This is a genomic window from Ruegeria sp. K5 (genome assembly GCF_056531805.1).
The window spans coordinates 652,564-667,672 of sequence record NZ_JBQFML010000001.1; the positions used below are offsets into that span (position 1 = coordinate 652,564).

At 58.8% G+C, this 15,109-nt stretch carries 15 protein-coding genes; 13 read left to right on the forward strand and 2 right to left on the reverse strand.

From position 1 onward, the window contains the following. Positions 1–89: 89 nt before the first annotated feature. On the forward strand, positions 90–1,460 hold the full coding sequence (locus ACR0MO_RS03320) for a class II 3-deoxy-7-phosphoheptulonate synthase (RefSeq protein ID WP_170450655.1): 1,371 nt from the start codon (positions 90–92) through the stop codon (positions 1,458–1,460). Positions 1,461–1,511: 51 nt separating this feature from the next. Here ACR0MO_RS03320 and ACR0MO_RS03325 read toward each other — a convergent pair whose 3' ends face one another. Next, the gene (locus ACR0MO_RS03325; RefSeq protein WP_480889701.1) at positions 1,512–2,132 is read right to left on the reverse strand and encodes a PAS domain-containing protein; all 621 of its coding nucleotides are present in this window, start codon (positions 2,130–2,132) and stop codon (positions 1,512–1,514) included. Positions 2,133–2,429: 297 nt separating this feature from the next. Here ACR0MO_RS03325 and ACR0MO_RS03330 point away from each other — a divergent pair, with 297 nt between their 5' ends. The 12 genes from ACR0MO_RS03330 (at position 2,430) to ACR0MO_RS03385 (ending at position 14,231) form a co-directional block, all read left to right on the forward strand. After that, a complete protein-coding gene (locus tag ACR0MO_RS03330; RefSeq protein WP_480889704.1) occupies positions 2,430–3,320 on the forward strand; it encodes a YicC/YloC family endoribonuclease in 891 nt (296 codons plus the stop codon). Positions 3,321–3,337: 17 nt separating this feature from the next. Beyond that, entirely contained in the window at positions 3,338–3,979 is a 642-nt protein-coding gene (gmk, locus tag ACR0MO_RS03335; protein ID WP_170450661.1) for a guanylate kinase, read from the forward strand. Next, on the forward strand, positions 3,976–4,500 hold the full coding sequence (locus ACR0MO_RS03340) for a gamma carbonic anhydrase family protein (RefSeq protein ID WP_480889706.1): 525 nt from the start codon (positions 3,976–3,978) through the stop codon (positions 4,498–4,500). The genes gmk and ACR0MO_RS03340 overlap by 4 nt, the downstream gene beginning before the upstream one ends. A gap of 28 nt (positions 4,501–4,528) precedes the next feature. After that, complete coding sequence (locus tag ACR0MO_RS03345) at positions 4,529–5,575, forward strand: ATP-binding protein (protein ID WP_170518626.1); 1,047 nt, start codon at positions 4,529–4,531, stop codon at positions 5,573–5,575. Between the two features lie 191 nt (positions 5,576–5,766). Next, entirely contained in the window at positions 5,767–6,807 is a 1,041-nt protein-coding gene (locus ACR0MO_RS03350) for a substrate-binding domain-containing protein (RefSeq protein WP_170630032.1), read from the forward strand. Between the two features lie 86 nt (positions 6,808–6,893). Next, positions 6,894–8,366: a phosphate ABC transporter permease subunit PstC gene (gene pstC, locus ACR0MO_RS03355; RefSeq protein ID WP_480889709.1), complete on the forward strand. Its 1,473-nt coding sequence runs from the start codon at positions 6,894–6,896 to the stop codon at positions 8,364–8,366. Beyond that, on the forward strand, positions 8,363–9,694 hold the full coding sequence (gene pstA, locus ACR0MO_RS03360; protein ID WP_480889712.1) for a phosphate ABC transporter permease PstA: 1,332 nt from the start codon (positions 8,363–8,365) through the stop codon (positions 9,692–9,694). The genes pstC and pstA overlap by 4 nt, the downstream gene beginning before the upstream one ends. Positions 9,695–9,717: 23 nt before the next feature. Then, positions 9,718–10,506 carry a phosphate ABC transporter ATP-binding protein PstB gene (gene pstB / locus ACR0MO_RS03365; RefSeq protein ID WP_480582213.1) on the forward strand — a complete coding sequence of 263 codons (789 nt, stop codon included), beginning with the start codon at positions 9,718–9,720 and terminating at the stop codon, positions 10,504–10,506. Positions 10,507–10,531: 25 nt separating this feature from the next. Next, a complete protein-coding gene (gene phoU / locus ACR0MO_RS03370; protein ID WP_170450675.1) occupies positions 10,532–11,233 on the forward strand; it encodes a phosphate signaling complex protein PhoU in 702 nt (233 codons plus the stop codon). Positions 11,234–11,245: 12 nt separating this feature from the next. After that, positions 11,246–11,935, forward strand: a complete 690-nt coding sequence (gene phoB, locus ACR0MO_RS03375) for a phosphate regulon transcriptional regulator PhoB (RefSeq protein ID WP_170450676.1) — start codon at positions 11,246–11,248, stop codon at positions 11,933–11,935. 135 nt (positions 11,936–12,070) lie between these two features. After that, a complete protein-coding gene (locus ACR0MO_RS03380) occupies positions 12,071–13,300 on the forward strand; it encodes an acyl-CoA dehydrogenase (RefSeq protein ID WP_170518620.1) in 1,230 nt (409 codons plus the stop codon). Between the two features lie 163 nt (positions 13,301–13,463). Continuing rightward, the gene (locus ACR0MO_RS03385; RefSeq protein ID WP_170518616.1) at positions 13,464–14,231 is read left to right on the forward strand and encodes an SDR family oxidoreductase; all 768 of its coding nucleotides are present in this window, start codon (positions 13,464–13,466) and stop codon (positions 14,229–14,231) included. Here ACR0MO_RS03385 and ACR0MO_RS03390 read toward each other — a convergent pair. Next, positions 14,228–15,097 (reverse strand): acyl-CoA thioesterase, encoded by an 870-nt coding sequence (locus tag ACR0MO_RS03390; RefSeq protein ID WP_480889716.1) that lies wholly within the window; start codon positions 15,095–15,097, stop codon positions 14,228–14,230. The genes ACR0MO_RS03385 and ACR0MO_RS03390 overlap by 4 nt on opposite strands. Between the last annotated feature and the right edge of the window lie 12 nt (positions 15,098–15,109).

Consider the following 15,109-nt stretch of genomic DNA (forward strand, 5'->3'; position numbering starts at 1 on the left):
CCGGCGTCAAGAGGCGCAAATGGGATATGGTCACTCTGCAATGCATTTTGTATAGAAGCGACCTGAACACTTCAGCGGAGATCAAAGCTATGACCGAATGGCAAAAATCGAACTGGCGCAACAAGCCCCGGGTTCAGATGCCAGACTATACCGACGCGGCCGCGCTGGCCAAAGTCGAGGCTCAGCTTTCGCAGTATCCCCCGCTGGTCTTTGCGGGCGAAGCGCGGCGTCTAAAGCAACATCTGGGTGCCGCCGGTCGCGGCGAGGCCTTCCTGCTGCAGGGCGGGGATTGCGCTGAAAGCTTTGAACAATTCAGCGCGGATGCGATCCGTGACACGTTCAAGGTGATGCTGCAGATGGCGATGGTTCTGACCTATGGTGCCAAGGTTCCAGTGGTCAAGGTGGGCCGCATGGCGGGCCAGTTTGCCAAACCGCGCAGCGCGCCGACCGAGGTTGTGGATGGCGTGGAACTGCCCAGCTACCGCGGCGACATCATCAATGAACTGGCGTTCACCCCTGAGGCGCGGATTCCGAATCCGGCCAAGATGCTTCAGGCCTACACGCAGGCGGCGGCGACGCTGAACCTGTTGCGCGCCTTCTCGACCGGCGGTTTCGCGGATATGAGCCGCGTTCACTCGTGGACCCTTGGGTTCACGGACGAGCAGGACGTGCAGAAATACTCCGAGATTGCCGACCGCATTCAGGACACCATCGACTTCATGGATGCCGCTGGGATCACGGCGGATACCACGCATGAATTCTCGACCGTTGAATTCTACACAAGCCACGAAGGTCTGCTGCTGGAATATGAAGAGGCGCTGACGCGTCTGGATTCCACCTCGGGCAACTGGCTGGCTGGCTCGGGTCACATGATCTGGATCGGCGACCGCACCCGTCAGCCTGACGGTGCGCATGTGGAATTCTGCCGGGGCGTTCAGAACCCGATCGGTTTGAAATGTGGCCCGACAACAACTGCCGAAGACCTCAAGGTTCTGATGGCCAAGCTGAACCCCGAAAACGAAGAGGGTCGCCTGACCCTGATCGCACGCTTCGGGGCTGGTAAGGCAGGCGAGCATCTGCCGCGTCTGGTCAAGGCCGTGAAGGAAGAAGGGGCCAAGGTCACTTGGGTCTGCGACCCGATGCATGGCAACACGATCAAGTCGGCCACAGGCTATAAGACACGTCCGTTCGATTCCGTCCTGCGCGAGGTGCGCGACTTCTTCGGTGTGCATCAGGCCGAAGGCACCATTCCCGGCGGCGTGCATTTCGAGATGACAGGTCTGGATGTGACCGAATGCACCGGCGGCGTGCGGGCCGTGACGGAAGAAGACCTGTCCGACCGCTACCATACCGCCTGTGATCCGCGCCTGAATGCGTCGCAGTCGCTGGAACTGGCCTTCCTGGTGGCAGAAGAACTGACCAACCTGCGCCGGAACGGCTCGAAACGCGCCGCAGGCTGAACACGGCAGATATGAATGCGAAACGGCGGGCCAATGGCTCGCCGTTTTTCGTTAGTCGTCTCTGGAAACAACCAGCCGCAGATGGCTTGCCGCCGGTTTGAATCCGGCCTGATCTTCGGCAAAGCCTGCGGATTCTCTGGCCGCAGGTGCCGCTGGGGTCTGCAACTCGGACACCGGCTTGATACGCTGGTCCGAGATCGTGAAGCGGCGCGGAGTAGGGCCGATAGTGCCATCGCAAAGCATGACGCCCATGATCCGGCTGACATCGCCCAGATCGCTTTTCAACGGCAACAGGATCAAACGGGCCTGCAGGCGGGCGCGACCGAACCCTCCGCCGGACACAAGCCCCATCTCGGCCGTTGCGGGGGCCGAAAACACCTGTTCCAGCGTGTCTTTGACCTTGGGCCGGGAATTAGCTTCGAAAAAGGCGGTGAACGGCATACCGCGCACTTCCATACCGGCAAGCTGGTTCAGATGTGTGCCCGCCAGCCGGAACCGGGCCAGACCGGGCGCGATGCGTTCCACAATGAACGTGTATTGCAGAACGTTTTCCAATCCACGCGGGTCAATCTGCGACCGCATGGGCACACCGTCTTCCGAAAGCAACGCGGTCCAATACGCCTCGGCCTGACGGATCGGCGAAAGAGAGCGTCCACTGTCAAAGCGATCCATTGCGACGATCTTTCCAAATTCTGAGCCGGAGCCAGTCCCGAAAAAGGTTTTCATTACCATCACCCTACCGTCAATTGATCGCAATTTTCTAAAATGCAGTGCATCGGGGGCATTCGCGGCCCGACAGCCTGTGCTACGGCCAAATTGACACGGGTTAATACAATTTTGGAGGAATTCTTTAACGAATGGTTAACTTCTGCGGATGAATTGCGTGTTGAGCAAACTCTTGCTCTGGACCAGCCAATGGCATTAGGTGCGGCAGACAAGAAAAAGACGTGTGGGACAGAAAGGGCAGTCATGATCAGATCCATGACCGGGTTCGCCTCGGGGACGGGGGAGTTTGGCCCGCATAGCTGGAGTTGGGAGCTGCGTAGCGTCAACGGTAAGGGCCTGGACATGCGCATCCGTGTGCCGGACTGGCTGACCGGGCTTGAGGCTGCGCTGCGCGCCACCCTGTCCAAATCGCTGAGCCGGGGCAACGTGACCCTGTCGATGCGCCTCAGCCGGGATGAATCGCAACCCGATCTGGCCCTAAACGCAACCGCAATGGCTGCGGCGCTGGACGCCTTGCAGCAGACGCAAGAGATGGCTCAGGCCAAGGGGATTGCCTTAGCCCCATCCACGGCGACCGATTTACTGGCCCTGAAGGGGATGATGGACGCAGGCACCGAAGCCGATGATCCCGCGCCTCTGGTTGCGCATCTGACATCCGAGTTTGCGCCCCTGTTGGCGGCTTTCATCGACATGCGCCGGACCGAGGGGGAGGCGCTGGCCCAGATCCTGCGCGCTCAACTGGATCAGGTTGAAGCCCTGACAACGCAGGCTGCCGATCTGGCCGAACAGCGCAAGGACAAGATGGCAGACGCGCTGCGCGACAACCTTGCGCGGGTGCTGGACAATGCGCAGGGTGCCGACCCGGATCGGGTGGCGCAGGAACTGGCGCTGATCGCGGTGAAGGCCGACATCACGGAAGAGATTGACCGCCTGACCGCCCATGTCGCCGCCGCGCGCGATCTGTTGGCGCAGGAAGGGGCCGTGGGGCGGAAACTGGATTTCCTGATGCAGGAGTTCAATCGCGAGACCAATACCCTATGCTCCAAGGCGCAAAGCGCGGAACTGACGTCGGTCGGGCTGGAACTCAAGGTCGTGATCGATCAGATGCGCGAGCAGGTGCAGAATGTTGAATGAAAATAGGAAGAACTGAAATGGCAGATCGCCGCGGGCTACTTATCATCCTGTCTTCGCCATCCGGCGCGGGCAAATCCACTTTGGCCCGCCGGCTAATGGCCTGGGACACCGGCCTTGAATTCTCGATCTCGGCCACAACCCGCGCCCCGCGTCCGGGCGAAGAACACGGGCGCGAGTATTATTTTCAGACCGAGGATGAGTTCAAACAGCAGGTCGCCAACGGCCAGATGCTGGAACATGCGCATGTGTTCGGCAATTTTTACGGCTCCCCCGCTGGCCCGGTGCGCGAGTCGATCGATGCGGGCAAGGACGTGCTGTTCGATGTCGATTGGCAGGGTGAAGTTCAGATCCGTAACTCGGACCTTGGCAAGCACGCGCTGTCGATCTTCATCCTGCCGCCTTCGATCCCCGAGCTGCGCCGCCGTCTGGAAGGCCGGGGTCAGGACAGCGAAGATGTGATCGCAAAGCGGATGCTGAAAAGCTGGGATGAGATCAGCCATTGGGGCTATTACGACTATGTTCTGGTCAATGATGATCTGGACGCGACCGAGGAAAAGCTGAAAACCATCGTCAGTGCCGAACGGATGCGCCGCATTCAACAGCCGAAACTTCAAGACCACGTCCGCACATTACAAAACGAATTCGAGGCCCTGTCATGACAATTTACGCATTGGGAGATCACGTCCCTCAGATCCACGAGGACACCTGGGTCGCGCCGGATGCCAATCTGATCGGCAAGGTCGTTCTGGAAGAAGGCGCCTCGGTCTGGTTCGGCTGCACGATCCGGGCCGATCATGAAGAGATTCGGGTGGGCGCAGGCAGCAATGTTCAGGAAAACTGTGTCATGCATATCGATGCGGGTTATCCGCTGACCATCGGGGCGAACTGCACCATTGGTCACAAGGTCATGCTGCATGGCTGCACCATCGGTGAAAACACTCTGATCGGTATGGGCGCGATTGTTCTGAACGGGGCAAAGATCGGGAAGAATTGCCTGATCGGGGCAGGGGCCCTGATTACCGAGAACAAGGAAATCCCGGACAATTCACTGGTGATGGGATCGCCAGGCAAGGTTGTGCGCCAGTTGGATGATGCCGCGGCCCAGCGGATCACGTTCAGCGCGCTGCACTATCAGCAGAACATGCGCAAATTTCGCGAAACCATGAGGCCTGTGTCCTGAAAGATCGGGACAAGTACGGAATCAGCCGATGTCAGAAGACCTGCTTGCGGAAATAGTGTCGGCCATTCCGATGCCCGCGCTGATGGTAGATCAGACCGAGCGCATCATCGCCGCAAATACCGATGCCCGCACGCTGCTGGGGCAAAATATGCAAGGTCGGCATTTCGCGACCATCCTGCGCCAACCGCAGGTGATCGACGCGATGGAGCAGAGCCTGCGCAGCAAAGGGCCCAGCAAAACCCGGCATCTGTCCAATGACGGCGCGCAGGACACCACGTTCGAAGTTCAGTGCCGCTATATGAACGGTGTCGGTGCCGTCTCGGGCGGGGCGGTTCTGGCCATCTTTCAGGACATTACCCATCTGGAACAGGCCAGCCAGATGCGCCGTGACTTCGTCGCAAATGTCAGTCATGAATTGCGCACGCCCCTGACCGCGCTGATGGGCTTTATTGAAACCCTGCGCGGCCCCGCGCGCGAGGACGCAGCGGCGCGGGATCGGTTTCTTCAGATCATGACGGATGAGGCGAACCGGATGAACCGGCTTGTCGGCGATCTGCTGTCGCTCAACCGTGTGGAAAGCGAAGAGAGGGTGCGCCCCAAAGAACAGCTGGAACTGACGGGGCTTTTGCAATCGACGCTGAATTCGCTGAAACCCTTGGCCGAGGATGCCAGTGTCGTCCTGAATTTGAACGCGCCGCAGGACCCGGTGTCTTTGATCGGCGACAGCGACCAGTTGCGGCAAGTGTTCACGAACCTGATCGAGAACGCCATCAAATATGGCGGCAGCGGCGGCAGTGTCGAAGTGCGCATTGTCCCGTCCGAGCGTGACACAGCCATGCGCGGCCCGGCGGTTCGGGTTCAGATCGTGGACAAAGGCCCGGGCATCGATGCGGTGCACCTGCCGCGCCTGACCGAGCGATTCTATCGCGCCGACAGCCACCGCTCGCGTCAATTGGGTGGAACCGGGTTGGGGTTGGCGATTGTAAAGCACATCGTCAATCGCCACAGGGGGCGGTTGCGCGTGGAAAGCGATCTGGGCAAGGGATCGGTCTTTACTGTTATTTTACCACGGTAATGACTGGGTCCGTGGTTGAACCCGCCGGTATGTAAACGGCGCATGGCAGCTTTGCGTCAGGTCACTCAGTTTTCATAACGACTGTCATAAAGCTGTTACATACCTGTCACAAAAGGCTTACGCACCTCACTTAAACGTGCCCGCAAGATCATCATGGGGGTGATCAAGTTCTACTTTTCAGGGAGACTGAAATGTCCTTTGTAAAACTGTCGGCATCTGCGCTGGCAATCGCTGCCGTCTCGGCAACCACTGCTGCAGCTCGTGACAACGTACAGGTTGCCGGTTCGTCGACCGTTCTGCCTTATGCCTCGATCGTTGCTGAACTGTTTGGTGAAAACACCGATTTCCCGACACCTGTTGTCGAATCGGGCGGTTCTTCGGCGGGTCTGAAGCGTTTCTGTGAGGGCGTTGGCGAAAACACCATCGACGTTGCAAACGCATCGCGTGCCATCCGCGAAAAAGAAATCAAAGCCTGTGCCGAAAATGGCGTGACCGACATCATGGAAGTCCGCATCGGCTATGACGGCATCGTTTTTGCAAGCCAACAGTCTGGCCCTGCCTTCACCGCGTTTGAGCCTGCGGACATCTTCAACGCTCTGGGCGCGAAGGTCCTGAAAGACGGCGAGATCGTCGACAACCCCTATAACAACTGGGCCGAATTCAACGGCGACCTGCCTGACGTTGAAATCGCCGGTTTCATTCCGGGCACCAAGCACGGCACCCGTGAAGTGTTCGAAGAAAAAGTTCTGCTGATCGGCTGTGAAGCAACCGGTGCAATGGAAGCCATGGTTGCAGGCGGCATGAGCGAAGATGACGCCGAAGATGCATGTCTGGACGTGCGCACCGATGGCAAGTCGGTCGACATCGACGGCGACTACACCGAAACCCTGGCCCGTATCGACACCAACCCGAACGGCATCGGCGTCTTTGGTCTGGCGTTCTACGAGAACAACACCGACAAGCTGAAAGTTGCGACCATGTCCGGTATCGCACCGTCGACCGAGACCATCTCGACCGGTGAATACCCTGTGTCGCGTCCGCTGTTCTTCTACGTGAAGAAAGCCCATATCGGCGTGATCCCCGGCCTGAAAGAATACGCTCAGTTCTTCACCGCTGACGAAATTGCTGGCCCGTCGAGCCCGCTGGCCAACTATGGTCTGGTTGCTGACCCTGAGCTGACAAAAACTCAGGAAGCGATTGCCAACGAAGTCACCATGGGTTCGGGCAGCTAAGCCCCCTTCGATATGATTTGCGGGGGGCGGCATTCTGTGCCGCCCCCATGTTTCTTCTCTTCCCGATCAAGACCTGTGGGGGCGTTATGCCGATAATTTGGCTTTTTCTGATTGTCTTGGCGATAGCGGCAGTCGGTTATGTGATGGGGCGGTCTCGCGCCTTGCAAAGCGCCGGGGGCGACAGTCGGGAACTGCATTCCCTTCCGTCCTTTTACGGTGCCAATGTCGCGCTGAAGGTGGTCATACCTGCCTTTGGGTTGTTGATAGTGTGGCTGCTGGCGCAGCCGTTATTCGTGAACTCTCAGATCTCGGGGATGATCCCGGATTCGGCCATTCAGGAAGGCTCGTCGCGCGGGCTGGTCATGGCCGAGGTGCGCCGTACCGCGTCGGGGCTGGATGCCGCCATCACTCAGGGTCAGTTGGATGAGGCCGTCGCCCAAAACCCAAGCGCGGATGTCGCCGACATCACGCAACTTTTGAAAGACGCCGGGCAGGTTGTGACATCGACCATCACGCAACCGGTTCTTCAAGCCGCGCAGCGCTATCGCGTGATGAATGCAAGCGGCTATCTGGTGATGACGATCGCTGTGATCCTTGTTGCATTGACAGGCGCAGCCGTCAGCCTGGTGCAAACCAATGCCAGCTATCGCGCCCGAAATGTGGTTGAGCAGGGCGTTCGCATTTTGCTACTGGCCGCCGCGTCCATCGCCATCCTGACAACCGTCGGCATCGTTCTGTCGTTGGTCTTCAACACGTGGGAGTTCTTCCGATTATACCCCGCCTCTGATTTCTTCTTTGGCACCACCTGGGCGCCCAGCTTTTCGGGCCGGGGTGGCGCGTCGGATCTTGGCATCCTGCCGCTGCTGTGGGGCACGCTGTATATCTCGGTCGTTGCCTTGCTTGTGGCGGTGCCGATTGGCCTGTTCGCTGCGATTTACCTCAGCGAATATGCCTCGCCCGCCGTTCGTTCGATTGCCAAGCCGCTGCTCGAAGTTCTGGCTGGTATCCCGACCATCGTCTACGGCCTGTTCGCCCTGCTGACCGTTGGCCCGATGCTGCTGGGTGTCTTCGGCGATGAAGGTTTGGGCTGGATGAAAGCCGGTACGGCTGTGATGACCGCCGGTCTGGTCATGGGCATCATGCTGATCCCGTTTGTCTCATCCCTGTCCGACGACATCATCAACGCCGTGCCGCAAGCGATGCGTGACGGGTCCTATGGGTTGGGTGCCACGCAGTCCGAGACCATTCGTCAGGTGGTTCTGCCTGCCGCGTTGCCGGGGATCGTGGGGGCCATCCTGCTGGCAGCCTCGCGCGCCATTGGTGAGACCATGATCGTGGTTCTGGGGGCAGGGGCCGCAGCGCGGCTTAGCCTGAACCCTTTTGAGGCGATGACAACCGTCACCGCGAAAATCGTAAGCCAGCTGACCGGTGATGCAGATTTTGCCTCGCCCGAAGCGCTGGTTGCCTTTGCGCTTGGCATGACACTGTTCGTTGTCACGCTGGGCCTGAACGTCTTTGCCCTTTACATCGTGCGCAAGTACCGGGAGCAGTACGAATGACCGACGCAAGCATGCAAACCTCTGAGCCGCGTCGCAAATCTGTGTCGCTCACGGCGTCAGACGCACATACCCGCAAACGTGCCAATGCCGAAAAACGCTTTCGCGTTTATGGGATCGTGGCCATTGCCACCGGCCTGTTCTTTCTGCTCGTCCTGTTCGCCTCGATCCTGTCCGAAGGAATCCCGGCCTTTACCCGGACCGTTGTCAGCGTGGAATTCACACTGACCGAGCAGGAACAGGAAGAAGCCGAAAGCACCTTGTTCAAGACCAAGGCCTATTCTGACCTGTTCATCGCGGCCTTGAACAAAGAGCTGGATGAAAGCGGACTTGAGGTCGATTTCGACGAGGCCGCGATTGAGCGTCTTCTGGGTAAAGTCGGCGGAACCATTCGGACGTTCTATGCGGACAACCCGGATCAGTTGGGCCAACCGGTTGAGTTTGATCTGGCAGCGTCCAGCCGGGTGGACGGATACTACAAGGGCCGAGTGTCGCGCGACAGCATTCAGGACAGCCGCTTCCTTCAGAAAAGCGACCTGGATCTGGTGGATGCGCTGGAAGAGGCCGGGATCATCAAGCAGGTCTTCAACTGGCCCTTCATCACCGGCGCAGACTCGGGCGTGGACAACCCCGGCGGTGCTGGTATCGGCGCCTCGGTCGTGGGTTCGTTCTTCATGATGCTGGTCGTTCTGGGCCTGTCCCTGCCGATTGGTGTGGCGGCATCGATCTATCTGGAAGAATTCGCGCCGCAGAACAAGTTTACCGATCTGATCGAGGTAAATATCTCGAACCTCGCCGCTGTTCCGTCGATTGTGTTCGGTATCCTCGGTCTGGCTGTGTTCATCCAGTTCATGCACCTGCCGCAATCGGCCCCGCTGGTCGGTGGTCTGGTGCTGACGCTGATGACATTGCCGACGATCATTATCTCGACCCGCGCGTCGCTGAAGGCGGTTCCTCCGTCGATCCGTGACGCGGCGCTTGGGGTAGGGGCCTCGAAAATGCAGGCGGTGTTCCACCACGTTCTGCCGCTGGCTGCACCCGGCATCCTGACCGGAACCATCATCGGTTTGGCGCAGGCTTTGGGGGAAACCGCCCCGCTGCTGCTGATCGGGATGGTGGGCTTTGTGGCCCGTGGCTACCCCGACGGCTTCCTTGCCGGGTTTACCGAGGCAAACTCGGCCATGCCCGCCCAGATCTACACCTGGGCCGCCCGCGCCGATGTGGGTTTCTACGAAAAGGCCTGGGGCGGGATCATCATTCTGCTGATGTTCCTGCTGACCATGAACATCATTGCAATCATCCTGCGCCGCCGCTTTGAACGCCGCTGGTAAAATGGGGCTATACTATGAACGACATGTCGCGAGTGGAGAGACAAGTGGACACCAATGAAATCAAGCTGGAGTGCCGGGACTGCCAAGTCTACTACGGCGACACCCACGCCATCAAAGATGTGAATGTCGATATCGAAGACAAAACCGTCACCGCGTTCATCGGCCCGTCGGGCTGCGGTAAGTCCACCTTTCTGCGCTGCCTGAACCGGATGAACGACACAATCGACGTGGCGCGCGTTAAGGGTAGTTTCAAACTGGATGGCGAAGACATCTATGACAAACGCGTCGATCCGGTGCAGCTGCGCGCCAAGGTCGGCATGGTGTTCCAGAAACCGAACCCGTTTCCCAAGTCGATCTATGATAACGTAGCCTATGGTCCGCGCATCCACGGTTTGGCCAAGAACAAGGCGGAACTGGATGAGATCGTTGAGAAATCCCTGCGCCGCGGTGCGATCTGGGATGAGGTCAAAGACCGTCTCGATGCCCCGGGCACCGGCCTGTCGGGTGGTCAGCAGCAGCGCCTGTGCATCGCCCGCGCCGTAGCGACTGAGCCGGAAGTTCTGTTGATGGACGAGCCATGCTCGGCGCTGGACCCCATTGCGACCGCGCAAGTCGAGGAACTGATCGACGAACTGCGCGCGCAGTATTCGGTGGTGATCGTCACCCATTCGATGCAGCAGGCCGCGCGCGTCAGCCAGAAAACCGCGTTCTTCCATCTGGGCAATCTGGTCGAGTTCGGAGAAACCGGTCAGATCTTCACCAACCCCGTAGATCCGCGCACGGAAAGCTACATCACAGGCCGCATCGGCTGAGCACAGGTATTCAGATATGACCGATATGAGCGAACAACATATTGCATCTGCTTTCGATCGTGACCTTGAGGCCATCCAGGCGCATATCATGAAGATGGGCGGCCTGGTCGAAGCCGCCATCATGAGCGCCGCCCGCTCGCTTGAATCCCGCGACGTGGAACTGGCGCAGGAAGTGCGGCAGGGTGACAAGGCCATCGACGCGCTGGAAGAGGTGATCGATGAGGAAACCGCCCGCCTGATCGCGCTGCGCGCGCCGACAGCCAGCGACCTGCGTCTGGTCCTTTCGGTGCTGAAAGTGTCGGGCAACCTCGAGCGGATCGGCGATTATGCCAAGAACATCGCCAAACGTACCACGGTTCTGGTCGATGCAGGCGAGGTCAATGGCAGTGCCGCCGCCCTGCGCCGCATGGCGCGCGAAGTCGAAAGGATGCTGCGTGACGCCCTGGACGCCTATATCCAGCGCGATGCCGAACTGGCGACCGATGTCATCAACCGTGATGAAGATGTAGACCAGATGTATAACGGCCTGTTCCGCGAGTTCCTGACCTATATGGCCGAGGACCCGCGCAACATCTCGGCCTGTATGCACCTGCATTTCATCGCCAAGAATATTGAACGGATGGGCGATCACGTGACCTCGATTGCCGAACAGGTGGTCTATCTGGTCACGGGTGAACGCCCGGCCGAGGCGCGGCCCAAGGCCGACACCACGTCGCAAACCGTCTAGGAGACGCAGAAGATGTCCGCAGATCAGCCAACTGTCCTGGTTGTCGAGGATGAGCTCGCCCAGCGTGAAGTGCTGGCCTATAACCTTGAGGCCGAAGGGTTTCGGGTTTCCAAAGCCGCCAGCGGTGATGAAGCATTGCTTTTGGTGGATGAAGACAGCCCCGACATCATCGTTTTGGACTGGATGATGCCCAATCTCAGCGGGATCGAGGTCTGTCGGCGGCTGAAAACCCGGCCTGATACCCGCTCGATCCCGATCATCATGCTGTCTGCGCGCTCGGAAGAGGTCGACAAGGTGCGCGGTCTGGAAACCGGTGCAGACGACTATGTTGTCAAACCTTATTCGGTGGTCGAACTGATGGCCCGCGTGCGCACCCAATTGCGGCGCGTGCGCCCGGCGACCGTGGGCATCCTGTTGGAGTTCGACGACATTGTTCTGGATTCCGAGACGCATAAGGTCAGCCGCGACAGCAAGCCGCTGAAACTGGGCCCGACCGAGTTCAGGCTGCTGAGTACCTTCATGGAAAAACCGGGACGCGTCTGGAGCCGCGAGCAACTGTTGGATCGGGTCTGGGGCCGCGACATCTATGTCGATACGCGGACCGTCGATGTTCATATCGGTCGGCTGCGCAAGGCATTGACGCAACATGGCGGTGAAGACCCTGTGCGCACCGTGCGCGGCGCCGGTTACGCTTTGGGATAACACATCAAGGGCAGGGGCCTCGGACACCGGTTTCCTGCCCATGACAATCGCTTGTGGACACGTGCCAAACTCTTGCTGTTTTTTGCGCCAGACCCACGTTAGGGTGCAGCAAATCTGATCAAGCGGAGAAGCACAATGAACGCGCCTCAAACGAAACCGACCTTGCGGGCCAAGGACGCGCCGGATCTGGGTAAATTCTCGTGGGAAGACCCGTTCCGCCTGTCTGACCAACTGCAAGAAGACGAGCGGATGATTACCGACAGCGCCCGGGCCTATGCTCAGGAAAAGCTGCTGCCGCGCGTGACTGCCGCTTTCCAGACCGAAGAAACCGATCCTGAGATCTTCCGTGAGATGGGTGAGATGGGCCTGCTGGGCACCACGATCCCGGAGGAATACGGCGGTTTGGGCGGCAACTACGTGTCCTACGGCCTTGTAGCGCGCGAGATTGAGCGTGTGGATTCCGGCTATCGCTCGATGATGTCGGTGCAAAGCTCGCTGGTCATGTATCCGATCTATGCTTACGGCAGCGAAGAACAGCGTCAAAAATACCTGCCGAAACTGGCTTCTGGCGAATGGATCGGTTGTTTTGGTCTTACCGAAGCGGACGCAGGCTCGGATCCCGCAGGCATGAAAACGCGGGCCGAGAAAATCGACGGTGGCTACCGGTTGACCGGCAGCAAAATGTGGATCTCCAACGCTCCGATTGCGGATGTATTCGTCGTCTGGGCCAAGTCCGATGCACATGACGGCAAAATTCGCGGGTTCGTTCTGGACAAAGGGTTGAAAGGCCTGAGCGCGCCGAAGATTCAAAACAAACTAAGCCTGCGCGCGTCGATCACCGGTGAAATCGTTCTGGATGGCGTTGAAGTGGGCGAGGGCGCGTTGCTGCCGCATGTTCAGGGCCTGAAAGGTCCGTTCGGCTGTCTGAACCGCGCGCGGTACGGCATCAGCTGGGGCGTCATGGGGGCTGCGGAACACTGTTGGCACGCAGCGCGTCAATATGGGCTGGACCGTAAGCAGTTCGACAAGCCGCTTGCACAGACCCAACTGTTCCAGCGCAAACTGGCGGATATGCAGACCGAGATCGCCTTGGGTCTGCAGGCCAGCTTGCGTGTCGGTCGTTTGTTGGACCAGGCCGAGGCCGCGCCCGAGATGGTGTCGATTGTGAAACGCAACAACTGCGGCAAGGCGCTGGATATTGCACGCATGGCCCGTGACATGCACGGCGGCAACGGAATCTCGCTGGAGTTCCACGTGATCCGCCACATGGTCAATCTGGAGACCGTGAATACTTACGAAGGCACGCATGATGTCCATGCGTTGATACTGGGGCGTGCTCAGACAGGGCTGCAGGCGTTTTATTAAGTCTTGCGCCTAATCCCAAATCTGCCGCCAACCGCGCGATTGGCGGCAGTGTGAGCAGTATTCAGATAAACGCATAATCAGTATTATGTAAAATAAAATTATTTGAAAACACTGCAAAACCTGACGCTTAGCGCACATAACTGAACCACATCGGAAACGCCCCATGGATCTAAATGGAAAAACAGTTGTTGTAACCGGCGCCGCTGGCGGCATTGGCAAGGGTCTGGCCGAGCGGTTTGCGCAGGACGGTGCGACGGTCGTGTGTTCGGACATTGATCTTGCAGCCGCACAAGCCGTTGCCGCTGGTATCGGCGGCCATGCCTATCCCTGTGATGTGTCCAGCGAAGCGCAGATCAAAGCTTTGATCGATCATGTTGAAAGCGAGATCGCGCCGATAGATCTGTTCTGTGCAAATGCTGGCATCCTGACGCTTGGCGGCCCGGATGTTCCGGATGACGACTGGAACAGGATCTGGACCATCAACGTTATGTCTCATGTCTGGATGGCGCGTCATCTGGTGCCGCGCATGATCGAACGTGGCAAAGGCTATGTGCTGATCACGGCCTCAGCAGCCGGACTTTTGAACCAACCGGGCGCAGCGCCGTATGGGGTCACGAAACACGCAGCCGTCGGATTTGCCGAATGGTTGTCCTTGACCTATGGCCATAAAGGCCTGGGCGTATCGGTCCTGTGCCCTCAGGCCGTGCGGTCCGAGATGACGCGCGGGCACGAGGCTTCGGTCGCCGCCATAGACGGAATGCTGGAACCCGAAGACGTCGCAAACGCCTGTGTCGAGGCCATTCGCGCCGAACAGTTTCTTGTTCTGCCACACCCTCAGGTTCTGGATTACATCCGCCTCAAATCCGCCGACTATGATCGTTGGTTGGACGGAATGCGGAATTTAAATCAACAGTTTGTGGAAGATAACTAAACTCTCGACTGTGGCTTGCGCATCAAACCTTCCTGCGCGACTGAGGCAACCAGAACGCCGTCCTGCGAATAGATCGAGCCGCGATTGAACGAGCGTCCCTGCCCTGACCACGGTGAATCCATCGCGTAAAGATGCCAGTTCTCGAAACGCACCGGCGCATGAAACCACATTGTATGATCAAGGCTTGCGCCGTTCACCTGTCCGGTGAACCAGCTTAGCCCATGCGGGCGCATTCCCGAACTCAGCAGCCCCATATCCGAGGCATATGCCAGCAACAGGTGCTGCGTTCGGGCGTCGGCGGTTGCGGCGGCCCCCATGCGGAACCAGATCTGGTTGCGGTCATCTGCCACCGCTGGATTGAACGGGTCCAGATGCCCAACCTCTCGTACCTCGATAGGACGTTCGCGCATCAGTTCCTTGCGAAGTCTCTCGGGAACGCGGTCAATGTATTTGCCCCGAAGCTCGGCTCGGGACGGATAGGTTTCCGGCCCGTTCAGTGCTGGCATCGCATGCTGATGTTCCCATCCTTCATCCTGAACATGAAACGAAGCCGACATGTTCAAAATTTGCCGCCCATGCTGAACCGCGACGACCCGACGAGTTGTAAAAGAGCCTCCATCCCGCGCCCTATCAACTTGATAAATAACTGGAATGGATGGATCGCCGGGACGAATGAAATAGGCGTGCAAAGAGTGGCAAAGCCGATCCTCAACCGTTCGATAGGCTGCGGCCAGGGCCTGGGCGATCACCTGCCCGCCAAAGATGCGGGTCGGGGTTTCGCCGCCAGACCCGGTGCCCCGGAACAGATCAACCTCAAGCCGTTCAATATCCAGAAGGTCAAGAAGAATACGTTCGGCTTCGGTCATGGTCCTGTCTCC